The sequence below is a fragment of the Pseudarthrobacter enclensis genome (assembly GCF_030811655.1).
Taxonomy (GTDB): domain Bacteria; phylum Actinomycetota; class Actinomycetes; order Actinomycetales; family Micrococcaceae; genus Arthrobacter; species Arthrobacter enclensis_A.
Genome location: NZ_JAUSRE010000031.1, coordinates 21,856 through 43,962, shown reverse-complemented (window position 1 = coordinate 43,962; position 22,107 = coordinate 21,856). Strand labels below are relative to the sequence as shown.

Genomic DNA, 22,107 nt, shown 5'->3' with positions numbered 1-22,107 from the left:
TCATGAAACGACTGGGGGCAGAAACCATGCCGGGACCGACCGGCCAACACACCCTCATCCTGCAACAGGAACGGGCTACGAAAAAGGTAACGGGGTAGCCTGGCCACCGAGCGAGGTAAACGTGACGGCGGTGTCAGGGGTGGCTCCCGCTCCGGCGCGCAAAAGGCTCTGTCCAACAAGCCCAGGCCGGCTCTTTGAAGGGTTCGCTGCGTAGAAAACCCACTATCGTGAGGCAGCAACACCGTCATACGCGGGACCGTCCCACCGCTTTCAAGAAATGGAGATGGGAGCCCATGCCCGCAGCTCCCACAGCCCTGAAAACACTGCTGGGGATACAGGTTCCGGAGGCGCCGTCAATACCGCCGATCTCACGATGATCGCGGCGATGTACTGGCGTCAGCATTCGTGCAAACCATCGGCTGCTTTCAGGACAACGCATTGATGAAGGGGACGGATGAGGAGTAAATCCCGCTGGGCCGGCCCAAACTAAAGGGGCGTCAACGACGATAAAAGAGGCCGTCATCTGTCTTCGGCGTAATCTCTATCAAGAGCATACCGAGGCCGTTGTGGCCAAACACCTCAAGCATGGCATTCATACCCAACTGGGCGAAAGACGAAAGATCGGCGGGGACACCGGTCGCGTCATGCACTCCGCTAAAGAAACTTAGGCATAATCCAGCAAGAGCGCGAAGACTTTCTCCCGCCAGCAAAGGGTGCTAGGGGCCGTAGAGGAAGCCTGGATGATAGAGAAAGGAAAGGGACGTTCTGGGATGGCAGGTAGCTCTCTGGCGATTGATTGCGAAGACGGCCACATGCTGCGGGGGCATCTATGGGAGCCGGCGTCTTCGGAACGAGGGGCAGCCGGCGCAGTTGTCGTCATCGCCGGTGCCACGGGAGTCAAAGCGAGCTACTACCACCGCTATGCAGCGTTCCTGGCAGAGAACGGGTTCACCGTGCTCACTTTTGATTACCGCGGTATCGGTCAGTCCAGGGGTTCCACGATAAAGAATCTGGCGGCCAGCTGGTACGACTGGGGCTTGAAGGACCTTGATGCGGTGTTGGGCTGGGTTCTGCTCCACTGCGGTGAAAAGAAGCTGAACGTCGTGGGCCATAGTTTCGGGGGTTTTGGTGTGGGGCTGGCGGCCAATGGGCGGCGCATTAATCGGCTGCTGACAGTGGGCGCGCAGCACGCCTACTGGCGGGACTACCGGCCCGGGCACCGCCTCGGGCTGTGGTGGCGTTGGCACGCCCTGATGCCTGTCGTGGCCTGGTGGTATGGCTACTTTCCCGGCAAACATCTGGGCTGGCTGGAAGATTTACCCCAAGGGGTAGCGATGGACTGGGCACGAGGCCGCAAAGATTTCACGGCGCGCCGAGCCGGCCCTCTCCGCCAGCAGATCCAGGCCAACCAGGCGTCCTTCACTGCGCCAACGCTTGCAGTGGCCGCCACGGATGATCCGTTCGCCACAGACGTCGCGGTCGCCCGCACACTGGCCTACTACCCCAAGAGCCCGGCCACTGTAGTCCGGCTGAAACCGCAGGATTTCGACCGAGCAGAGATCGGGCACTTCTCCCTGTTCCACAGCAGCTTTCGCCACACCTTTTGGCCCGGAACGCTGCAGTGGCTGCGCGAGGGGGTGAATCCCTGGCCACAACACCAAGCCCGGATCGATTGATACCAAACAGTACAACAAGAGATAGTTTGGCAGCGGCGCCAACCGACAGTGACGCCAGCAGGCCGGCGAAAGCGGCAGAACAACGGCGCATGCGCCCAACCACGTTGCTGCAGACGATCGTGCCTCGATGACCAAATCAAAAGCAGGACCCTCTACCCAGGAGAATAATGAACAACCTGACCTACCGCGCTTACCAGGTGTCTGCACCGAAACAGGAAGCGGAGCTGGTCACCCTGACTGAGTCAGATCTGCCCGAAGGTGACCTCACGGTGCGTGTGAGGCATTCGTCGCTCAACTACAAGGACGGGCTCGCCATGACCGGAAAACCCGGGGTCGTCCGGACCTTCCCCCTGACCTGCGGCATCGACCTCGCCGGTACGGTCGTGGACGCGGGCGGGGGCTTCGCCAACGGAGATGAGGTCGTGCTTACCGGCGCGAACCTCTCCGAGACCCGGCCGGGCGGTTACTCCGGCTACCAGCGGATCGAGGCCGAATCCGTCCTCAAAGCCCCCGTGAGACTCGGTACCTGGGGTGCGATGGCCGTGGGCACAGCCGGTCTGACGGCCATGCTCTGCATCCTGCGCCTGCGCGGCGCCGGCATCGACCCCGGATCAGGCCCCGTGCTGGTCACCGGCGCGACCGGCGGCGTTGGTAGCTTCGCCGTGGGCGCCCTCTCCCGCCTCGGATACGAAGTCCACGCCTCCACAGGCAAGGACACAGAGGAGCCTTACCTCAAGAACTTGGGAGCGACCGAGGTCATACCGCGTGAGAGCTTGGCTGCAGAGACCCCCGCGCTCGGCAAGCAGCGCTGGATCGGATGCATCGACAGCGTGGGCGGCGCAACCCTCGCCAACGTGCTGAGCCAGATCAAGTACTCAGGTGCCGTCGCCTCATGCGGGCTCGCCGGTGGATTGAAGTTGCCGACGACCGTCATGCCGTTCATCCTGCGCAACGTCTCACTCCTCGGCGTCGACTCAGTTAATGCATCCCCGGAGTTGCGCCGCGAGGCATGGGCGGAGCTCGACGACCTCTTTGCCGTCGATGACCTACGCGCGGTTGCAATCGATGCAGGCTGGGAACAGCTCCCTAAGCTGAGCCACAAAATCCTCACCGGAAGCATCCGCGGCCGCGTAGTCGTAGACATCACTGGCATGGCGAACTAAGCGGGGCCCTAACTACCCCAGCCCCGATTCGCAGGGCCTGCGGGACACGTCGCCAGTGCGGTATCCCAAGGTCGGCACCTTGGTGCCACGGCTCAGCTGAGCAGGCGGCAAGGACCCTCTCCAACGCGCTTGTTCGTATATTTATGGGCTGCCTGTCTTGCAACGCTGTTAATTACCGCTGACCTTTGCGGTCGCCGCGAGACAGGACCCAAATACTCTCTCAACCCTCTCTCGCAAACACCAGTGGCCTTCGAGAAGGCACCTCAACATTGATGGACTGGACTACACCCCAACCTGACGTGAGGGCAGCTGACAAGGGAGAACTCGCCTCCCGGTGCAGTTCGCTTTTGTTCCCAGATACCTACCCGCCGGCAGGAGGTGACATCACCGGCCCCTGCACGAACCGCATTCCATCAGGCACTCGTTTATCGGTCTATTCGGGCGATTCTCACGCTTACGCGCCTCGGTCTTCTGGCCCTCCCACTGTCAGAGTGGAGTCTGAGAACATCATGAGCCAGTGTCAATTAACCGGGCTGTCGCCGCTATTCTGACTCAAACGTTGAGCGCCGCACCTGATAGCACGTGCCGGATGAGGAGAGCCCTCCGGCCGCCCAAAACAGCCCGCTCTGCGCCACTCTCAGTAGCAACACCGGCTTTTGGTTCACGGCGTTGTGCTGCGACCCGGATACCGCCGATACCGCCACAAGGGAGTGCATGGGTAGCCTCGTTGAGTTGTACAGCTATGACTTGGTTTCATTCGGATGGCTCGTATGGACCTGTTCCAAGTAAACAGTCTGGCCCACGACGTAGAACCAGATGCGTGCATCACCTTTCAGGGTGGGCTTGTGCTGCCACCTGTCGTGATTTACACCGTCTCGTGTTAGGCGGCCCAACTCACCACGCAGTCGGTAGTTGGTCGGTGTCGTCAGTTGCGGCGTCCGCGTCAGGAAGTCCCACGAATCCACCAAGGCGTTCCTGCTCGTGGCCTTCAGATCCGTCCAACCGCGTTTAGCCTGCACAGAAGCGAACCGAAGCTCATATTCGCTCTTCTTAGTCGGTCTCTCGACCTTTTCGTTCTTCGCCATTCCTCAGGGGCGCTCGACAGTTTCGGCGTCATCAAGCCATTCGATGGCTTCCTTGCCGAGCCCGGCGGCGAGGGCAATTGCTGTCTCACGCCAGGCACTGAGTTCCGCGACGGCCAGATGGGGCTGGTTGGTGGCAAAAGAGGCCCGCGCCGCAGCCACGATGTCTGCGGAGCAGGCATCGCGGTCTGCCTCGCTCAAGGCAAGCATCCAAGGAAACCGATCACTCATACGGGTCGCAAGACTTCCCTCGGTACTGGTGGTAACGGCTATCAGCTGCGCGGCCAGTTCAAGCAGAGAAGCCCGCGCCCGGTCAGCACCCTCAGACATCAGCACCAAAGACTCACCGTCGCGGCGAGTGATCTGAATCGGGTGATCGGCTGCAGCAGCAAAGGCCTCAGCCGAAGCGCGGCTTAGCTCGGAAGACTGAAATGTCGTTCGGGAAGTGGCTAAGGCGTTCATGACTCAACTCTACTTCAGATCATGTTCTGAAGTCCACCAACGACGGCCCGCGTGGTTGACGAAATCTTCACCATCGGCGTTCGAAATTAAGAGGGGAAGAGGCGTAAAAGTGGCTCTTTCCTGCTGCTATTCGTAGAGTTTTAGGCCGCAGCCCCCGGCGTCAGAACAACGTAGCCAGCGTCCGGTTCACGTCGGCGATGTCCAGAAAGGCCGGGTCAAAAGGTTCAGTGGAGCCGGTCATATCGGCCGCCCAGGCAGGGTATCCGGCATGGTCAGGGTGAGACGGATCTGCCAAGGCGTCCATGATGTCCTCGTACCCCGGCAACCCGCCCGAGTCTTCGAGCAGACCGCGTCGCGCGCCGTCGACTAGGAGACTGCTGAACTAAGTGCTTCATGGGGCTGGTTCTGGGAGACTGCTGAACTAAGTGCTTCATGGGGCTGGTTCTGGCGTTCGCGTGCCGGGGCCAGCCCTTCTTTTGTGGGTGAGGGATCTGTGTATGTGTCGGCGGAGTTGGCTGGTGCCGCGAGAAGGGTTGCGAGTACTGCTGCCGCGGTCACGGCGGCAGAAAGTCGGCGCGTGTTCTTGTTTATGTGGTGCTTGTTCCTCAAGGTTGAGCGCAGATGGTGCCGCAGACGAAAAATAACGGCCCACGCCGGGCAAAAGTTGCCCGCACACATGTGTGCGGAACAGCGGAAAAGTCTCTCCCCTGTAGCGACCGAGGTTTTACCGCCCGATGAGCGTCCGGTCGGACGGCGGTACGGCGCCTGCGGGTCGTCGTCGATCCGGTAGATGGTCTCGAACCTGTCGGTGAGCAAGCTGATGTCTTCAAGGGTGATGCTGATGAATGCGGAGGGCTTCTTCAGGTGGAGAAACAGCTCGGTGGAGGGCCACAGAAGTTCGTCCATGTAGGTGTTGAAGCTCCTGCCGCTGGCCTTGGTATAGGCCCGCAGGATTGCTTGGTCTTTGATGCGGCGACCGTATGCGAGCTCGATGTCGACGTCGCCGATGGGGTCGATGTCCGGGTCCAGGTAGCTGCCGAAGACGCGAAGCGTGTCAATGAACATGGGCTTGGAGGAATCGGTGTTGTAGGCGCGGGCCCGGTCCAGCAGCTCGGTGACGAGCCGGTCCGCGGTCTTGCGGCTGATCGGCTTGCCGAAGCTGGCCATCGCCAGGGCATTGCCCAGGACGGTCGTGTCCCACCAGACGTCGCCGTCGTGGTCGGTCTGGACCTTCTTCAGGTAGCCGGTGGCCTCCAGCTCGGCGAAGACGGTGGCGAGGTCGTGCCCGGTGCCGGCCAGGATGTCTTCGGCGATCTCGGCGACCATTTCACGGCCGCGGAACTTCCGGCAGATAGCGCGGGCCAGCTCGGTCGGCACTCCGGCGATGACACCGGTCTTTGCAACCCTCACGACGGACAGTCTAAACAGTCGCGCGGACCGGTGCTTGTTTAGACCGCGATTTCCAAGAGGCCATGCTCGAAGGTCCTGCCAGTCACCCGCCGCTTTCGTCATCCATGCCCCGGGCCTTCCAGAGAGGCAGTACCCGTCAATCAGCCGTGCTGCCCTAAGTCATCTTTCTAGGGTGCTACTCCCCGTCCGAGGCCAACGGCTGGTCCAGGGTGCATTCGTCTTTACGTCTTTCCTGGGTCCCTCACGTCGTCTGAAAGTAAAGATGGGCGTGCGCGGCGCACCGTTCGTTAAACAGAGCGCTGCATTTAGGACAGGAAGTGGTGGCCTGATAAGCATCGATGGACATCTCGCTCTTGCATACACCGCACAGAACTGCTGGCGCTGACGACTGGTTCCTTGGCCAGGTTTGAGCCTGGTGATCTGCCTCTTCCTCGTGACAGAGATGGCAGGGATAGTACCGAAGGCAGCACTTGAACTTGATCGCGATCACATCTACGTCTGTGCGGTAGTGAATGCAGCGGGTTTGGTCATCTACGGTACTGCCGAAGATCTTCACGGCCCGGACCTCGCTCACTTCACTCGGCGGACAAGGATGTCGGGGAAGGCCCTGTGCACGGCCACCGCCGCGAAGGATGCCACGGCGTCCTTCACAATATCGCCCGGATAAAAAATCAGATCGCTGGCGAAGGCAGCTTGCCATGACAGCTTAAGGTTGACCATCAGGCCGAGCACGCCGAGCAAGTGCGATGCGACCACCGTCACGACGATGCTGGCGAGGAAGAACCATAGAACACGCCGCTTAGCCGGGAGGCGCCGGATGATCTGCTCGGCAGCGATGCCAACGAGAAAAGCGGCGAGGAGGAACCCCACAATGTAACCGGCGGATCCGCCAGCCAGGACACCCAGGCCCGCTCGGCCCCCTGAGAAAATCGGCAGGCCGGCGAACGCAAGGAGAAGGTATAGCGCTACCGCGGCCACGGCCCGGGCTCCCCCAAGGACGAGGCCGGTCACCATAATGGCCAGGGTCTGCAGCGTGATAGGCACCCCGAAGCCACCGACAGGGATTCCTGGGACTATCGCCGAGGCGGCAATCAACGCGGCGAACACAGCAATAAGAGCCAGCGACTGCGCGTCCCACAACCGACGCGGCGTGCGGGACCGTACTTTGGCAGGGCGGCGGGGCGCTGGGGTCGGGGTCGTCTGGTGGCTCATGGTTCCTCCTGGTGGTTTGGGCAGTGTCCTGCAAGAAGGCTACGCAGCCCTGCCTGAAACTGTTTTGTAGCGAACCACCACCAAGTCCACGGATCTATGGACCACTTACTACAAAACGCGTCGGGATTGCTGTCCCAGGACGCCTAACTCATAGGTGTGAGCTCTGCGGGCTCGATCAGCTCGGGCCCGTTGTTCCGGACACTGTTGACCCATGTACTGACGATCCGCGGTATCAGCGTGGAATCGGGCGGGGAGTCGAGCAGGTGCTGCACGTCGCCCTTGTCGGTCAGGTCCGGGTCCAGCCACTCGGCGAACCGGTCGCGCGGGATGAGGACCGGGGAGCGGTCGTGGACATGATTCAGGCATCCTGCGCGGTAGTGGTCAGCACGGTGCAGCTGAGCAGCCACTTGCCTGGGTCATCCTCCGGCAGGGACGGATCCGTCACCACTCATATAGGCCGGCACAGCCAACCAGCGGCTCCTCCTTGGAGTACAGGTAGGTCGGGATCTTCGTGCCGTCCTCGCTCTTCTGCCACTCGTAATCTCCCTCGGCCGGCACGATCGCCCGGCGCTTGACCGCGGCCTTCCGGAACGAGGGCTTCTCCAGGATGGACTCGCTGCGGGCGTTGATCATCCTGGACCCGCTCTTGATGTCCTTCGCCCAGGACGGAACCAGGCCCCAGCGGGCGATCATCAGGTGCCGCTCGACGCTGCCTTCATCCAGCCGCCCAGCCACGACGGGGACGTTCTGGGTGGGCGCGACGTTCCAGCTGGGCGACGGAGGGGTGCCCTCGACCTCTTTGGCGTCAAAGGAGGACAGGAGGTCGCCGGTGGCCTTGGACATCACGTATCTGCCGCACATGGGCCCATTGTGCCTGGCGACTATGGATTTCTTCCGTTGTCGGGTATGTTGCAACCGCCAACAACCCCCGACCAGAAAAGAGAAGCACCTCCGTGGCCACCGACTACGACGAACTGCGCACCGACGTCAAGGAATCCCAGGACAGCTCCCTGGAGGCTCTGAAGTCCGCCAAGGCACCGGACGCCAAGTCCGTTGTGCTGGAACTTGACGAAGCCGACGCGCTTGACGGCCTCACCCCGGGCGGGGAGTTCATTGCTGAAGAGCTCGTCGTTCAGGTCATCCCGCAGGCCGACGATGAGTTCACCTGCTATTCCTGCTTCCTGGTCCGCCACCGCTCCCAGAAGGTCCGGGAGAAAGCCGGACATGGCTACTGCGTCGAGTGCGAAGGCTGAGCCACTCTACGGGCCAAGCCTTGACCGGCAATGGTGGGAGGTGTGTCGGGAGGACATCGGGCTGCTGACGATGGGTGAGTGCGAGCAGCACGTCGACTCCCTGTACGGCGACGTCGTGCCCCACACGCAGCAGCTCAGGTCGATCACTGAGGCCCGATCCGATCCAGCCCCCAGAAGTAGACGTCGTCTTCCTCGCTGGCGTAGTCCATGAGCGCCTTCATGCCCGGCCGTTCTTTGGCTTCCCTGGCGCCGGAGAGTTCGTCCGTGAAGATTCTGTTCGGATCGACGCCGACCGAGATGAGCGCCTCGATCTGCATGCTGGCGTCCTGGTCGGAGGTGGAAAGACGTGCGTAGCCAAGTTTCATCAAATACCCCTGTCGTCGCAGTCCGGGTTTCCGTGAGGATTCCTGAGACAACAACTTGTACCGGGTTGGGGAGAAATTTTTAGCCTAGAAACCGCGCGGAATCAGGGATTATGGCATTGGTGTCATTACCTATAGTTCGTGAGACGCGTCAGGCGTTCTCCGTGGTGGATGTCTGGGCGTGACCGTATTGAGCGAATCATGCGGATAACTTGTACTGCCGTTGAGGCGGGGGATTTACCTTCAGAGCAGGGACCACGACGTTCTGCTGGTGGCCCTGAAAGTGGGGCAAGGCCGCTGGCGGGTGCGTCCGTTCTGAGACCAACGGACCCCCGGAGCATTCCGCCGCCGGCTGGCTGCTCGAGGATGTGCTGAGCTTCTTGCGCGCTGCGGAGACCAGACTGCGCTGCCCGGCTCCGGCGTTACAAGTCAGAGCAGGACGGAGTCGGTGACCAGCTGGGCGCGCCCTTCTGCGAGCCGGTACGCGACGCCGACGACGGCAGTGGCGGAGTCATGGACGGCGGCGGCGATCACCGGGGAGCTTTCCAGGAGCCGCTCGGCTGTCAGCCTGGCGTGGTCGACGACCATGTCGTTGATCTCGGTCCTGCCGTCCCGCAATGAAGCTAAAACCGACGGGGTGATGCGTTCGACCAGGTCGCGGATGAAGCGCTGGGGCATCTCCCCCGTTTCCACCGCGTCCTTGGTGGCAGTGACGGCGCCGCAGTTGTCGTGACCGAGGACAACGATCAGTGGGACGTTGAGAACCGAGACGCTGTACTCCAGGGACCCGAGAACCGCGTGATCGAGTACGTGCCCTGCGGTCCTGACCACAAAGGCGTCCCCGAGGCCCAGGTCAAAAATGATCTCGGCGGCAAGACGGGAATCCGAGCAGCCTAAAATGACGGCAAAGGGATTCTGCGTGTTCATCAGATCGCTGCGCCTTGACGCACTCTGGTTCGGGTGCTGCGCTTCTCCGGAGACGAAACGTGCGTTGCCTTCAAGCAGGCGCTGCCATGCCTGGGCCGGGCTGATGCTGGTAGTCACCCTACTTACCTTACGGGACTCCGCAGGCGCCCTTATCTGCTAGGGGGAGGCGGTAATTTCACCGCTGATGGGCTTGTCAACCCGATACTAAGCATGCTTAGTATGGGTGCAGCCGAATGCGAACGGCTACCAACCAGAGGAGGAAACACCATGGGATTGGGCGACAAGATTGAGAACGCTGCCGAGAAGGCGGGCGGCAAGGGCAAGGAAGCTGCCGGCGCCGCAACGGGCGATGACAGCCTGAAGGCCGAAGGCCAGGCTGACCAGGCCAAGGGCGACGTGAAGCAGGCCGGAGAAAAGGTCAAGGACGCGTTCAAGGGCTGACAGGGATTACGGGAAGGGCGCGCTCAGCGAACGGGGCGCGCCCTATCCGTGTCCGGGAACGGGCGCCGACTCTGTGTTCGCCCGCTCAAGCCGGGCGTGCTCGAGATGATTTATTTGTGCAGCTTTTGGTCTGTCCAGGCTCTTGGCCAGTCGATGCCGCGCTGACCAAGGCCATGGGCCCTGGGAATCCCTTGGTCCCAGCTTTCTCTACGACTTCATGGACAGGGTTCGCAAGGCGGTCTCTCCGCCCTTATTTATCAAGGAGGATATGTGGGCCCCATCAAGAGTCTCTGGGCCATGGTCCAGGGTGATCCCGTCTTTATGCGGCGCGTCAACGGCTGGCTCGCCATCTTTTGGATCCTCATGATCCCCCTCTCGCTGATAATGGGTTGGCTTGATTCAGTGCTGTACGTATCGGCGCTCTCGCTTTGGGCCCTGGTGTCCGGCCACTGGTCAGCCTGGCAGGCCGCCCGCGTCGAGGTCGCCCAGCAGGAGGACGCGAAGCGCCGGGAGAAAGAAGACCTGGTCGCCGAAGTGGTGGAGGCTCTCCTGGCACGCACGGATGTGGAACCAGCCGAAGCACCGAGCGCGGGCGGATTTCACCGACGAAGCAACAGTCACCAGAAGGAGTGTCCATGACCACCGCCATCTCGGTCATTGTCTTTGATGTGAACGAAACGCTGTCCGATATGTCCCCTATGGAGGAGCGCTTCCGCGAAGTCGGGGCGCCCGCCTACATGGCGAAATCCTGGTTCGCGACTCTCCTGCGTAACGGTTTCGCGCTGGCCGCCAGCGGAGACAACGGTTCGTTTGCCACCATCGGCGCCGACGTTCTCCGGGGACTGTTGAGCGGGGTAGGGCTCGTCCAGCCGCTGATATGTAGGTCTGGTTGTCAAGAGAGGCATGGATGAGCGGCTCCTGGGTTTGGTTCCTGGGGCCGCTCATCGTATGCCGGCCGGTCGGGATGCGGTTTGGAGGGCATGGCGAGTCGTTTTCGACTGGCAGTGTCAGGCTGACATTCGCGGGTTGGCTACCGCATGACGATTTGTTCGGCTGGAGCATATCGGTGTCTAGAATCGAGCGTGGACGGTGGTTCGGGCCGTCTGCTCATAGCGGGCTCTCGAGTTAGCTCCGGTGCTGCCATCGCCCCCCGCCGCTCGCTGTAGGCGGCAGTCTTGGGTCACGCAGCCTTCATGCGTTCTCCTTGCTGAAGCGGTGCGGCCAGGGACCAGCACCAGCCGGCAAGTTCGCGGGCGATAGCGGTGTTGGCCTTCACTGACATCTTGTGGCGTTCATCAAAGTGTTCCCATTTGTGGTGCAGCCGGTGATTTCCTTCGAGGGCGCGGATGCGGGTCGCTGGCGTTACAAGCTCAAGTTGGTGCAGCAGCCGTTCTCCTGGCCGTGCATAGGGGCGCCGGTGCTGCCAGGCGGCTTCGATGAGGAGTTTGCGGGCGTAAGTGTTGCCGGCTTTGGTGATCGGGCCCTGGTGCCGGGACTGGCCAGAGGATTCCTCACTGGGAACCAGGCCGAGATAGGAGCCGATGGATGAGCCGGTGAAGCGGGTCCAATCGCCGATTTCCACGGCCAGTCCGAACGCGGTCGTGAGCTGGATGCCGCGTAAACACATCAGGGCATCAATCACCTGAGCGTAGCGGCACGCTGCCGCCGTCACAATCACCTGTTTGTCGATCCGGGCCAGGTGTGCGGCGAGCAGCTCGGCCTGCTCCACGTCGGCGTCATAGGTGAACTGCAGTGCCGGTTCGTCAAAGCGCTGCTGGTGCAGCCACAACCGGTGTTCCTGCGTCCAGCGGGTGTCTTTTGGATAGCGGATCCCGTGGCGGAGCAGGACAGCATTCACATGCTGGCGGGCATGCGCAAGATCCTTTGCAGCGCCGGATCGCAGCCGGGACAGGTCCCGCAGTGCCTCCTCGTCAGGGTCTGGGATGCGCACCTTGGTGACCGAACCGACCGCGAGCATCTCAGCCAGAACCCGGGCGTCCCGGCGGTCGGTTTTCACGCGGTCCCCAGGTGCACGCAGCAGCTTCGATGAGGCTGCCACTACACAGTTGATGCCTGCCGCCCGCAGGTGCCGGGCTAGGACAAACCCTGTCGGCCCGGACTCGTAAACGACCTTCACAGGCGGCTCGAACCGCTGAACCCATTCCAGGACCACCGCGGGGTCAGCGGCCATCGTATGGACACTGATTTCACCGCTGCCCGGGTTCAGCGCATGGCCGACTACGTTAACGGCGTGAACATCGAGGCCGATGAAAGTATGCTCAAACATAGCCGGGACCTCCCAAACCTCACATGTGGCACTACCATTGCACCCCCGCGAAGCCGTCCGGCCAAGGGAGTCAGCCAATGGCAACCCACGGACCTCTGTGAAACAGAAGGCCCCGGCCCCCCAGCCGTTACCTGGACCCGTCCGGGATAGAGGGCATCAGCGCCGGGAACACGGCCCCCGAAGCGGCCAGCCCACCACGAAGACGGCACGGTTACAACCAAACTGGGCCGCTGCGGGCGGGCCCCCGGCAAAAATGGCCCGACCCCGGACGGGACCAGAACCCCGGCGTCCCTCACTTCATATCGTCTAGAGCACTCACGGCCGCAGGGTTCCGTCTGGTGACGCTCAGCAACGGCTCAGCCCAAATCGCCGGAAAGCTGTTCAGCGATGCCGGGATCACGGATGAATTTGAGTCGCTGCTGTCGGTTGAAGACGCGCCCGCGTGGAAGCCTGCCCGCGGCTCCTACGAATACGCGGCAGCCAGTACCAGAACGGACCCTGGCAGCATGCTGCTCGTGGCTGTGCATCCGTGGGACATCCACGGCGCCGCCCGGGCTGGGCTGCGGACAGCGTGGCTCAACAGGGCCGGAGACAGCTACCCGGCCTATTTTGAGGCTCCGGACTTCACGGTTTCAACTCTGACCGAGCTGGCGCCGAACTTGGCGGCAACCGCCTAAAACACGACCCGCAACAGGCGGGAAGGCCAACCGGGCAGGAATTTAATGCCGCGCCCTGGTCTTGCCGCTAATACGGGCTTCTCTACAACAGCCCATGCCAGGAACAATCGCCGAGACTTTCAAGGACACTTTCATGCCCAATCTCGATCCCCTCTGGACCTCCCTTCGAATCGGCTCCACCGAGCTGCACAACCGGGTGGCCTTGGCCCCGATGACCCGTGTCAGCGCCTCCGAGGAAGGCCACGCCACCGGGCGGATGGCATCCTATTACTCCCGGTTCGCGGCCGGCGGCTTCGGATTGCTCATCACCGAAGGGATTTACACCGACACCGCCCACAGCCAGGGCTACCTGTTCCAGCCGGGCCTGGCCTCCGCCGAACAGGCCGAGTCCTGGGTCAAGGTCGTGGACGCAGTCCATGCCCGCGGCTCACGCATCTTCGCTCAACTCATGCACGCGGGCGCCCAGTCACAGGGCAACCGGTTCGTTGACTCCACGCTTGGCCCCTCCGCTGTCGCCCCCAAGGGAGAACAGCTAGGCTTCTACCGCGGCGAAGGACCCTACCGCCAACCGCAAGAGGCCACGACAGCGCAGCTCGACGAGGTGCGCGAGGGCTTCGTGAACGCGGCGCTCAACGCGAAGGCCGCCGGCTTCGACGGGGTGGAGATCCACGGCGCGAATGGCTACCTGCTGGACCAGTTCCTCACGGACTACCTGAACCAGCGCACCGACCAGTACGGCGGCACACCCGAAAACCGGGTGCGGCTTGCCGTTGAGGTGAGCCGGGCCGTCCGCGACGCGGTGGGGCCCGACATGAGCGTCGGCATCCGCGTTTCCCAGGGCAAGGTCAGCGATTACACGCACAAATGGGCCGGCGGGGCCGACGAAGCAAAGACGATCTTCACCGCCCTGGCCGCCACCGGAATCGACTACATCCACACCACCGAATACCGTGCTGACGCCCCTGCCTTTGGCGAGGAAGGCGACTCCCTCGCCGCCTTGGCCAAGCAGCACGCAGGCTTGACGGTTATTGCCAACGGCAGCCTTGATGAACCGGAAGCAGCAGCCACCCTGATCGCCGACGGGGAGGCCGACGTCATCGCACTCGGCAAAGCAGCTCTCGCCACCCGCGACTGGCCCCGCCGGGCACGCAACAACGACAACCTCGACGAACTCGACGGCAGCCTCTTCTCGCCGGTCGCCGACGTAAAGGACTGGGAACTCGAACACACCGCCTAAATCCCGAAGCCAGCAACTTCACAGCAGGAGGGTAATCATGACACTCGTTCCGACACAGACAGCACCCGACCTTGGACTGCCACTGGTGGGCGGGGGAACCACCGATGATCTGAAGCTCGGCACCGGGGACGGCGGTCGTTTCAGCCTCATCGTCTTCTTCCGGGGCCTGCACTGCCCGATCTGCCGCAAGCAGCTGGCCGAGATCGACAAGCGGATCGAGGACCTCAAATCCGCCGGTATCGCTCAGGTGGCCGCCGTCAGCATGGAAACGGCGGATCGGAGTGCCCGGATCGTGAATGAATGGCACCTGGCCAACCTCCCGGTCGCCTACGGCCTCGGAGAGGAAGCCGCCCGGGCCTGGGGCCTGAACCTCTCCCACGCGATCAAAGACGGCGAGCCGGACCTGTTCAACGAACCAGGCATCTTCATCCTCGATGAGGACGGCACCCTGTTCTGGTCCAGCACAGCCACCATGCCCTTCGGCCGGCCGTCACTGGATGACGTGATTGCCGGTGTCCGTTACGCCAAGGACCACGACTACCCGGCCCGCGGCGCCGCCTGAGCCGGGCCGAGGTATTTCGGGAAGGGCGCGCTCAGCGAACGGGGCGCGCCTTTTTCGTGACCACGCTGCGGAGCTGCGTCCGGGAATACCGGACTTCCGGTCCTAAGCTTTCGCCATGCACCCGTTAGCGACGATCGGCCTGGTGCTCCTCACCGCGCTTGCCTGGTTGGGCGGCGTCCTGACTCTCCTGGTTGCCAGGGCCAGGGCCAGGGCCCGTCGCCCACGACCGCCCGAAGTCCCGCGCCCCGGTCCCAGGGTGGACTGACGCTTCCGGTGGTTCGAGAAGCCAGGCCAGTGCTTGTTCAGCTGACGTGAAGTACCTCATCGGAAAGTCCACTGGCAGAAGGGGTAGACGGAACATGGCGACCACCCGATCAACGGGGGACGACCCGAGCAGTGGCATGCGGGAAACATGGGCACCGTCGGGGAAGATCTTCCGTGCGGGGGCCGAGAAGGTCACCCCCTGGATGTTAATCAGCACCGGCAGCGGGACACCGTTGCCAAGATTGTCCATGGCGGTGATCCAGGCACGCACTTCCTCGGAGTCGACCGTGGCCCCTGGCTTATACCACATCTGCGGGACACGACGGGACAGCTCGAAGGTACCCTTGCCCGGAATGTCAATCCTGTTCAAGCTGCCCCCTCGCCCTCACGCCCGCAGTTTCCGTCCCGGCGGCAGAACAGTTTCGCTACTGCGGCCGGAACGGACCACTTCCTGAAGGATAGAAACGTGCCAGTGAGTCCGCTTTTGTGGGCGTGCTTGGCATTGTCGGAAGGCTGGCTGGGCCCGGGCAACCCTGGGCCTGGCAGGACGCCGGATCGGGGAGGGCTTCTCGTGGATGAGGGGGCCAACCCGCGGCAAGCAATTGAAAAGTTCTTCAGCACAGCCGAGCTGAAAACACTCCCCCGGATCTGTCGGCGGTGCCGCCATCGCGGCCCGCATCACCATGTCGCAATTCGCTGGCTCTCGTCCACGGTCTAAGGGGCGGGGAACATTTCGGATGCGTTGACCGGGAGCCGTCACCCGGGTGGCGCAGTCTCTTCGTCCCGGGTGTCGTCAGGGAAGCAGAACGTTCGTTCCTGGCTCTACTGCCACCGCACCGCATTGGCCACCTATGCCCAGCGACGCAGCATAGCCATCAGGTTCGGACCAGGGCTGGGCGGGGAGGCGCGGTCAAGTGCCGCGGGACTGATTGCCGCCTTCACTGCGAGTTCGTGGCGGATCCCCGGGGCCACGCTGTTGGACCAGTGTTCCAGCATGATTTTATCGGGTCGCGCTGACTGCTTGAAGGTCGGGCTGGGTCCGCATGTTGCCGGTTTCGACGAGTCTGTCGTGCCAGGAGAGGGCTTCGGTGAGCAGGTGGGGGGTGTGTTTGCCGTAGCTTTCGCGCCTGGCGCGGTCGTAGTAGTCCTGGAGCATTGGGGCGTAGTCGGGGTGTGCGCAGCGGTCGATGATTAGTTGTGCGCGCTGTTTGGGTGCGAGTCCGCGCAGGTCGGCGAGGCCTTGGTCGGTGACGATGATCATGGTGTCGTGTTCGGTGTGGTCGACGTGGCTGACCATGGGCACGACGCCCGAGATGCTGCCATTTTTTGCGGTGCTGGGTGACATGAAGACTGAGAGGGACCCGTTTCGGGCGAAGTCCCCGGAGCCGCCGATTCCGTTCATGACTTTGCTGCCGGCGATGTGGGTGGAATTGACGTTGCCGTAGATATCGGCTTCGATCATGCCGTTCATCGCGATCACGCCCAGACGCCGGATGAGTTCGGGGTGGTTGGAAATTTCCTGGGTGCGCAGCAGGATCCGGGTGCGGTAGAAGTCGACGTTCTCGTTGAACTCCTTGACGCCCGCGGCGCTGAGGGAGAACGAGGTGGCCGAGGCCATCTTGATCACGCCGTTGCGGATCAGGTTAAGCATGCCGTCCTGGATGACTTCGGTGTAGGCGGTGAGCCCTTCGTAGCCGCCCTCGGACAGGGCGGCGAGGACGGCGTTGGCGATGTTGCCCACCCCGGATTGAAGCGGGAGGAGGGTTTTGGTCAGTCTGCCTCGTTTGATTTCGTGGTCGAAGAAGTCCAGGAGGTGCCCGGCGATTTGCCGGGAGGCTTCGTCGGGGGCGCTGAAGGGGGAGTTCCGGTCGGGTGCGTCGGTGGTGACGACGGCGAGGAGTTTGGCGGGGTCCACGTGCAGGTAGGGTTCGCCGATACGTTCATCCGGTGCGGTCAGCGGTATCGGTTTCCGGTGCGGGGGCAGGGCGGTGCCGTAGTAGATGTCGTGCATACCTTCGAGTCCGGCGGGCTGGAAGGCGTTGACTTCGAGGATGATGTGATCTGCCTGTTCGAGCCAGGTTTTGTTGTTCCCGACGGAGGAGGACGGGATCAGCCGGCCGTCCTCCAGGATGCCGGCGACTTCGATCACGGCGAGGTCGATGTTGCCGAAGAATCCGGACCAGGTGTGCTGGGCGACGTGGCTCAGGTGCATGTCGACGTAGTCGATTTCGCCGTTGTTGATGCGCTCCCGCAGTGCCGGGTCGGACTGGTACGGCAGGCGCAGTTCCATGCCGTTGGCTTTGGCCAGCGCGCCATCGAGCTCGGGGGCTGTGGACGCGCCGGTGAGGACCTTGATCCGGAACTGGTCCCCCGTCGCGGCGGCTGCCTCCATCCGGGCTGCCAAAGCCTGCGGTACAGCTTTGGGGTACCCGGCGCCGGTGAATCCACTCATGGCTACCGTCATGCCCGGCTTGATTAGAGCAGCGGCCTGCTCGGCGGACATCAGACGGTCGTGCATGCCGGCGTGGCGGATACGGTCGTGCATCAAGGCTCCTTCGTTGGAAACTTCCGCATCAACTTTACGGCCTTGGCAGGACCGTCACGGACCACGGCCGAAGGCACGGGCCCCGACACATGCCCCGGTGGTCCAGCCCCCGTGTGCGCCCGGTAGCCGGCGCCCATTTATACATTCCGAGGCCAGCGCGGCCGGCGGCCGTTTGCAGCAGCTCTCGTCCGGGCACGTCGACTTGGACCGCTCGGTGGTGTCCCGGCCGCGGAACCACTTCACCTGTGCGTAGGGCACGCCTACGGAGAGCGAAAATTCAGCTGCTTGGGTGCATTTCTTGAGGATGCGGGAAGAATAGCATTTCTTTCCACCGTTTTCCCCTAGTAAGTCCCTTGCAAGTGAAGAAAAGTAGACCTCACGGAAAAGATTCAGCGCCCAGTTACCGGGCCATCGAAGGAGATTATGACGATGACTGCAGCTTTTGAGCCCACCCAGCAGACGCCCGAAGAGCAGGCCGCCGCCCTGGAGCTCGAGTGGGCCGCCAACCCCCGCTGGGAAGGTGTGACCCGGGACTACTCAGCCTCCGACGTCGTCCGCCTCCGCGGCCGCGTCTCCGAAGAGCACACCCTGGCCCGCCGTGGTTCGGAAAAGCTGTGGAAGCAGCTCACCGAGGAGCACAAGACCGGCGGCTACACCAACGCCCTTGGCGCCCTGACGGGCAACCAGGCCGTACAGCAGGTCAAGGCCGGACTCCGTGCCATCTACCTCTCGGGCTGGCAGGTTGCGGCGGACGCCAACAACTCGGGCCACACCTACCCGGACCAGTCCCTGTACCCCGCCAACTCGGTCCCCACAGTGGTCCGCCGCATCAACAACGCACTGCTCCGCGCCGACCAGATCGAATTCTCCGAAGGCATCCAGACCGTGCAGGACTGGCTGGTGCCGATCGTGGCCGACGCCGAAGCCGGCTTCGGCGGCCCGCTGAACGCCTACGAACTCATGAAATCCATGATCCAGGCCGGCGCCTCCGGTGTTCACTGGGAAGACCAGCTCGCATCGGAGAAGAAGTGCGGCCACCTCGGCGGCAAGGTGCTGATCCCCACCCAGCAGCACGTCCGCACCCTGAACGCCGCCCGCCTCGCAGCCGACGTCGCCGGCACCCCCACCGTCGTCATCGCCCGCACCGACGCCGAGGCAGCCACCCTGATCACCTCCGACGTCGACGAGCGCGACCAGGAATTCATCACCGGCGAGCGCACCCCGGAAGGCTTCTACAAGGTCCGCAACGGCGTCGAACCCTGCATCGCCCGCGCCAAGGCCTACGCCCCGTACTCCGACCTCATCTGGATGGAAACGGGCACCCCTGACCTGGAGCTGGCCCGCAAGTTCGCCGAATCGGTCAAGGCCGAGTTCCCGGACCAGATGCTTTCCTACAACTGCTCGCCGTCCTTCAACTGGCGCAAGCACCTGGACGACGGCACCATCGCCAAGTTCCAGCGTGAACTCGGCGCCATGGGCTTCACGTTCCAGTTCATCACCCTGGCCGGCTTCCACGCCCTGAACTACTCGATGTTCGACCTCGCCCACGGTTACGCCCGTGAAGGCATGAGCGCCTACGTCGAACTCCAGAAAAAGGAATTCGCCTCCGAGTCCCGCGGCTACACCGCAACCAAACACCAGCGCGAAGTCGGCACCGGCTACTTCGACACCATCTCCACGGCGCTCAACCCGAACGCCTCCACCCTGGCCTTGGTGGGATCCACCGAAGAAGGCCAGTTCCACTAACCACGTAGGTGCAGGGTGCGGGTGCCGGCTCCGTCCCGGAGAAGGCACCTGCACCGTTCCCTGAGCACGCCCCCGGCCGGGATGGCCTCCCAACGGCCCATTGGTCCGAGGGCGCGCCCCCAAAAGCTCTTTCAAGGAACAATTCCCATGAACAGCTTCACTGACGACTACACGATCAACGGGGTCATGCTGACGGCCCGGCCGGTTTCCCGGCAGAACGAGGTTCTGACTCCGGACGCGCTGGAGTTCGTCGCGAAGCTGCACCGGGCTACCGCTGACCGGCGGCAGGAGCTGCTGCAGGGGCGCCGCAGCCGGCGGGCCGAGATCGCTGCCGGCGCCGACCCTCGTTTCCTGCCGGAGACCGAGCACATCCGCAACGATCCGTCCTGGCGGGTGGCTCCCCCGGCGCCGGGCCTGGAGGACCGCCGCGTGGAGATCACAGGTCCGGTGGACAAGAAGATGGCCATCAACGCCCTGAACTCCGGCGCCAAGGTGTGGCTTGCCGACATGGAGGACTCCTCCACCCCCACCTGGCGCAACGTCATCAAGGGCCAGCTGAACCTCACCGACGCGCTGGAACGCCGCATCGACTTCACCACCGAAGAAGGCAAGGAATACAAGCTAAAGGCGGCCGGCGACCTGCCCACCATCGTGGTCCACCCCCGCGGCTGGCACCTGCCCGAGAAGCACATGCTCATCGACGGCCAGCCCATCGCCGGCGGCATCGTGGACTTCGGCCTGTTATTCTTCCACAACGCCCGCCGTCTCCTGGCCCAGGGCAAGGGCCCGTACTTCTACCTGCCCAAGATCGAGAACCACCTCGAAGCCCGGCTCTGGAACGACATCTTCATTCTGGCCCAGGACCTCCTGGACATCCCGCAGGGCACCATCCGCGCCACCGTGCTGATCGAGACCATCACGGCCGCGTTCGAAATGGAGGAGATCCTCTATGAACTCCGCGACCACGCCGCAGGCCTGAACGCCGGCCGCTGGGACTACATCTTCTCCCTGATCAAGAACTTCCGCACCCGCGGCCCCCGGTTCGTCCTCCCGGACCGGGCGCAGGTGACTATGACGGCCCCGTTCATGCGCGCCTACACCGAACAGCTGGTCCGTGCCTGCCACAAGCGCGGCGCCATGGCCATCGGCGGCCCTGCCGCCTTCGTGCCCAGCAGGAGGGACCCGCCAATGAATGCTGATGCTTTGGCAAAGACCCGAGACGACAAACTGCGGGACGCGAACGACGGCTTCGACGGCTCCTGGGTGGCCCACCCCGACCTGGTGCCCGTGTGCCGGGAAGTGTTCGACGCCGTCCTGGGGGCCAAGCCCAACCAGCTGGACCGGCTCCGTGAGGACGTCACCCCCGATGACCGCGGTCTCATCGATATCGCCTCGCTGCACGGCACCATCACCGAACACGGCATCCGGAACAACATCGAAGTCGGCATCCGGTACCTCGAATCATGGCTCCGCGGCAACGGCGCCGTCACCATCCACAACCTGATGGAGGACGCCGCCACCGCCGAAATTTCCCGGTCCCAGCTCTGGCAGTGGATCTACGCCCGGGCCATCACCGACCACGGCGAGATCATCAGCCACGAATGGGTCGAGGAACTCCTCGACGAGGAATTCGCGAAACTGGAGCGCTTCGACGGCGACCGGTTCGAGGACGCGCGCGACATCTTCGAAGAAGTCACCCTCAGCCGGGAGTTCCCGGATTTCCTGACCCTGCCCGCCTACGACCGATACCTGCACGAAGCCAGCGACCGGATCGTCACCAACTCCGTGGCCCGCTGAGGTCCACGGACAGCGATGGGCTCAGAACTCCCGCATTCCGTCGCAACAGGAAGCCCGACCGCCGGGCGCGAGGGTTCTTGACCGCGCGCGATAAAACGGCAGGGTGTCCCGGGCAGTCCCGGGACACCCTGCCGCACGACGGCTGCTGCCCGGTCCACAGAATTTGTTACCGCTTCGACGACCCGCCAGGAAAGGCCCCAGGAATGAAGAGAATGTTGATTATTGGCCCTCCCGGCTCGGGCAAGGGAACCCAGGCGGAGAGACTTTCCGCGAGCCTGGGCGTGGCACCGATTTCCACCGGGTACATTTTCCGTGCCAACGTCCGGGACCGGACACCGCTGGGTGTTGCGGCGGCCGCCTATCTGGATAACGGTGATCTTGTCCCTGATGAGATCACGAACGCCATGGTGCGTTCGCGGCTGGGGGAAGACGATGCTCGGGAGGGCTTCCTGCTGGACGGCTACCCACGCACCGTCGCCCAGGTTGAAGAGCTCGATGACATTCTTGCTGGCCACGGGCAGGAACTGGACCTGGTTCTTCAGCTCAGTGCCGGGGACGAGGAGCTCGTGCGCCGGTTGCTGGGCCGGGCAAAAGACGCTGGACGCAGCGATGACACCGAAAAAGTCATCCGCCACCGGCTGGCGCTTTATCACGGGCAGACCGAGGCCGTCCTGACCCGGTACGCCGAACGCGGCCAACTGGTCCGCGTTGACGGCTTCGGCGCCGTGGATACCGTGAGCGAGAGGGTCCTGCGTGCCACCACTCTCACCAGCGGGCGGCGCTAACCGCCCGCGACACCCACTGGCGCGAGGTCCCCGGCCGGGAGCGGGCGCAGGACCATACCTGTCTTCTTCGGAAACCTGGTGAGGACCGACAGCGCGGATCCCGGGATTTTGCGGCCGGATGCGGGTGTGGTCGAATCAGTGTGACGGGGGACATAGTGCGTGGCCCGGTGCCAGGCAGGCACGTAAAAACACCATGAACGTAAACGAAGGGGTTTACCC

22 protein-coding genes and 1 pseudogene are annotated in these 22,107 nt (G+C 63.2%); 12 read left to right on the top strand and 11 right to left on the bottom strand.

The features are described 5' to 3' along the window. The first annotated feature begins 740 nt into the window (after positions 1-740). Entirely contained in the window at positions 741-1,676 is a 936-nt protein-coding gene (locus J2X98_RS20730; protein ID WP_307312017.1) for an alpha/beta hydrolase family protein, read from the top strand. 167 nt (positions 1,677-1,843) lie between these two features. Continuing rightward, positions 1,844-2,839: an MDR family oxidoreductase gene (locus J2X98_RS20725; RefSeq protein WP_307312015.1), complete on the top strand. Its 996-nt coding sequence runs from the start codon at positions 1,844-1,846 to the stop codon at positions 2,837-2,839. A 1,088-nt stretch (positions 2,840-3,927) separates the two neighbouring features. On the opposite strand, the gene J2X98_RS20715 is transcribed toward J2X98_RS20725, so the two are convergent. The 6 genes and pseudogenes from J2X98_RS20715 to J2X98_RS20690 all read right to left on the bottom strand — a co-directional run bounded on the left by J2X98_RS20715 (position 3,928) and on the right by J2X98_RS20690 (position 7,848). Then, complete coding sequence (locus tag J2X98_RS20715) at positions 3,928-4,383, bottom strand: prevent-host-death protein (protein WP_307312012.1); 456 nt, start codon at positions 4,381-4,383, stop codon at positions 3,928-3,930. A gap of 160 nt (positions 4,384-4,543) precedes the next feature. Further along, complete coding sequence (locus tag J2X98_RS20710; RefSeq protein ID WP_307312011.1) at positions 4,544-4,708, bottom strand: hypothetical protein; 165 nt, start codon at positions 4,706-4,708, stop codon at positions 4,544-4,546. A gap of 41 nt (positions 4,709-4,749) precedes the next feature. Beyond that, entirely contained in the window at positions 4,750-5,793 is a 1,044-nt protein-coding gene (locus tag J2X98_RS20705) for a hypothetical protein (RefSeq protein WP_307312009.1), read from the bottom strand. A gap of 241 nt (positions 5,794-6,034) precedes the next feature. Then, positions 6,035-6,349: a CHY zinc finger protein gene (locus J2X98_RS20700; protein ID WP_307312007.1), complete on the bottom strand. Its 315-nt coding sequence runs from the start codon at positions 6,347-6,349 to the stop codon at positions 6,035-6,037. A gap of 14 nt (positions 6,350-6,363) precedes the next feature. Continuing rightward, on the bottom strand, positions 6,364-7,005 hold the full coding sequence (locus tag J2X98_RS20695) for a biotin transporter BioY (protein ID WP_307312005.1): 642 nt from the start codon (positions 7,003-7,005) through the stop codon (positions 6,364-6,366). Positions 7,006-7,148: 143 nt separating this feature from the next. Continuing rightward, positions 7,149-7,848 (bottom strand): annotated as a pseudogene (locus tag J2X98_RS20690) (SOS response-associated peptidase). Between the two features lie 110 nt (positions 7,849-7,958). Here J2X98_RS20690 and J2X98_RS20685 point away from each other — a divergent pair. Further along, entirely contained in the window at positions 7,959-8,258 is a 300-nt protein-coding gene (locus J2X98_RS20685; RefSeq protein WP_307312003.1) for a DUF4193 domain-containing protein, read from the top strand. A gap of 143 nt (positions 8,259-8,401) precedes the next feature. On the opposite strand, the gene J2X98_RS20680 is transcribed toward J2X98_RS20685, so the two are convergent. After that, positions 8,402-8,623: a recombinase family protein gene (locus J2X98_RS20680; RefSeq protein WP_307312002.1), complete on the bottom strand. Its 222-nt coding sequence runs from the start codon at positions 8,621-8,623 to the stop codon at positions 8,402-8,404. A gap of 426 nt (positions 8,624-9,049) precedes the next feature. Further along, entirely contained in the window at positions 9,050-9,664 is a 615-nt protein-coding gene (locus J2X98_RS20675) for a carbonic anhydrase (protein WP_307312001.1), read from the bottom strand. Between the two features lie 150 nt (positions 9,665-9,814). Here J2X98_RS20675 and J2X98_RS20670 point away from each other — a divergent pair, with 150 nt between their 5' ends. From J2X98_RS20670 to J2X98_RS20660, 3 genes are all read left to right on the top strand, one after another. Then, positions 9,815-9,988, top strand: coding sequence for a CsbD family protein (locus tag J2X98_RS20670; protein ID WP_307312000.1), 174 nt, complete (start codon positions 9,815-9,817; stop codon positions 9,986-9,988). 270 nt (positions 9,989-10,258) lie between these two features. Continuing rightward, positions 10,259-10,627 (top strand): hypothetical protein, encoded by a 369-nt coding sequence (locus J2X98_RS20665; protein WP_307311998.1) that lies wholly within the window; start codon positions 10,259-10,261, stop codon positions 10,625-10,627. Continuing rightward, the gene (locus J2X98_RS20660; protein WP_307311997.1) at positions 10,624-10,899 is read left to right on the top strand and encodes a hypothetical protein; all 276 of its coding nucleotides are present in this window, start codon (positions 10,624-10,626) and stop codon (positions 10,897-10,899) included. Before J2X98_RS20665 ends, J2X98_RS20660 begins: the two co-directional genes overlap by 4 nt. 269 nt (positions 10,900-11,168) lie before the next feature. On the opposite strand, the gene J2X98_RS20655 is transcribed toward J2X98_RS20660, so the two are convergent. Further along, complete coding sequence (locus tag J2X98_RS20655; protein ID WP_307311995.1) at positions 11,169-12,275, bottom strand: IS110 family transposase; 1,107 nt, start codon at positions 12,273-12,275, stop codon at positions 11,169-11,171. A gap of 131 nt (positions 12,276-12,406) precedes the next feature. On the opposite strand from J2X98_RS20655, the gene J2X98_RS20650 reads away from it, so the two are divergent. The 3 genes from J2X98_RS20650 (at position 12,407) to J2X98_RS20640 (ending at position 14,751) form a co-directional block, all read left to right on the top strand. Beyond that, positions 12,407-12,952, top strand: coding sequence for an HAD family hydrolase (locus tag J2X98_RS20650; RefSeq protein WP_307312018.1), 546 nt, complete (start codon positions 12,407-12,409; stop codon positions 12,950-12,952). Between the two features lie 133 nt (positions 12,953-13,085). Next, on the top strand, positions 13,086-14,189 hold the full coding sequence (locus tag J2X98_RS20645) for an NADH:flavin oxidoreductase (RefSeq protein ID WP_307311993.1): 1,104 nt from the start codon (positions 13,086-13,088) through the stop codon (positions 14,187-14,189). A 37-nt stretch (positions 14,190-14,226) separates the two neighbouring features. Next, entirely contained in the window at positions 14,227-14,751 is a 525-nt protein-coding gene (locus J2X98_RS20640) for a redoxin domain-containing protein (protein WP_307311991.1), read from the top strand. A gap of 124 nt (positions 14,752-14,875) precedes the next feature. Here the strand turns inward: J2X98_RS20640 and J2X98_RS20635 are convergent, their stop codons facing one another. Together J2X98_RS20635 and J2X98_RS20630 are read right to left on the bottom strand one after the other, a co-directional pair. Further along, positions 14,876-15,385, bottom strand: coding sequence for a DUF7793 family protein (locus J2X98_RS20635; protein WP_307311989.1), 510 nt, complete (start codon positions 15,383-15,385; stop codon positions 14,876-14,878). 630 nt (positions 15,386-16,015) lie between these two features. Continuing rightward, positions 16,016-17,560, bottom strand: coding sequence for an acetyl-CoA hydrolase/transferase family protein (locus J2X98_RS20630; protein ID WP_307311988.1), 1,545 nt, complete (start codon positions 17,558-17,560; stop codon positions 16,016-16,018). A gap of 429 nt (positions 17,561-17,989) precedes the next feature. Here J2X98_RS20630 and aceA point away from each other — a divergent pair, with 429 nt between their 5' ends. The 3 genes from aceA (at position 17,990) to J2X98_RS20615 (ending at position 21,888) form a co-directional block, all read left to right on the top strand. After that, a complete protein-coding gene (gene aceA, locus J2X98_RS20625; protein WP_307311986.1) occupies positions 17,990-19,306 on the top strand; it encodes an isocitrate lyase in 1,317 nt (438 codons plus the stop codon). A 147-nt stretch (positions 19,307-19,453) separates the two neighbouring features. Continuing rightward, positions 19,454-21,103: a malate synthase A gene (gene aceB / locus J2X98_RS20620; RefSeq protein WP_307311984.1), complete on the top strand. Its 1,650-nt coding sequence runs from the start codon at positions 19,454-19,456 to the stop codon at positions 21,101-21,103. A 212-nt stretch (positions 21,104-21,315) separates the two neighbouring features. After that, positions 21,316-21,888, top strand: a complete 573-nt coding sequence (locus tag J2X98_RS20615) for an adenylate kinase (RefSeq protein ID WP_307311982.1) — start codon at positions 21,316-21,318, stop codon at positions 21,886-21,888. The last annotated feature ends 219 nt before the right edge of the window (positions 21,889-22,107 follow it).

Bases quoted from the DNA above. Each gene is read 5' to 3' on its own strand.
- J2X98_RS20730 (WP_307312017.1), top strand. From the start codon at position 741: ATGATAGAGAAAGGAAAGGGACGTTCTGGGATGGCAGGTAGCTCTCTG.
- J2X98_RS20725 (WP_307312015.1), top strand. From the start codon at position 1,844: ATGAACAACCTGACCTACCGCGCTTACCAGGTGTCTGCACCGAAACAG.
- J2X98_RS20715 (WP_307312012.1), bottom strand. From the start codon at position 4,383: ATGAACGCCTTAGCCACTTCCCGAACGACATTTCAGTCTTCCGAGCTA.
- J2X98_RS20695 (WP_307312005.1), bottom strand. From the start codon at position 7,005: ATGAGCCACCAGACGACCCCGACCCCAGCGCCCCGCCGCCCTGCCAAA.
- J2X98_RS20680 (WP_307312002.1), bottom strand. From the start codon at position 8,623: ATGAAACTTGGCTACGCACGTCTTTCCACCTCCGACCAGGACGCCAGC.
- J2X98_RS20670 (WP_307312000.1), top strand. From the start codon at position 9,815: ATGGGATTGGGCGACAAGATTGAGAACGCTGCCGAGAAGGCGGGCGGC.
- J2X98_RS20660 (WP_307311997.1), top strand. From the start codon at position 10,624: ATGACCACCGCCATCTCGGTCATTGTCTTTGATGTGAACGAAACGCTG.
- J2X98_RS20655 (WP_307311995.1), bottom strand. From the start codon at position 12,275: ATGTTTGAGCATACTTTCATCGGCCTCGATGTTCACGCCGTTAACGTA.
- J2X98_RS20645 (WP_307311993.1), top strand. From the start codon at position 13,086: ATGCCCAATCTCGATCCCCTCTGGACCTCCCTTCGAATCGGCTCCACC.
- J2X98_RS20640 (WP_307311991.1), top strand. From the start codon at position 14,227: ATGACACTCGTTCCGACACAGACAGCACCCGACCTTGGACTGCCACTG.
- J2X98_RS20630 (WP_307311988.1), bottom strand. From the start codon at position 17,560: ATGCACGACCGTATCCGCCACGCCGGCATGCACGACCGTCTGATGTCC.
- aceA (WP_307311986.1), top strand. From the start codon at position 17,990: ATGACTGCAGCTTTTGAGCCCACCCAGCAGACGCCCGAAGAGCAGGCC.
- aceB (WP_307311984.1), top strand. From the start codon at position 19,454: ATGAACAGCTTCACTGACGACTACACGATCAACGGGGTCATGCTGACG.
- J2X98_RS20615 (WP_307311982.1), top strand. From the start codon at position 21,316: ATGTTGATTATTGGCCCTCCCGGCTCGGGCAAGGGAACCCAGGCGGAG.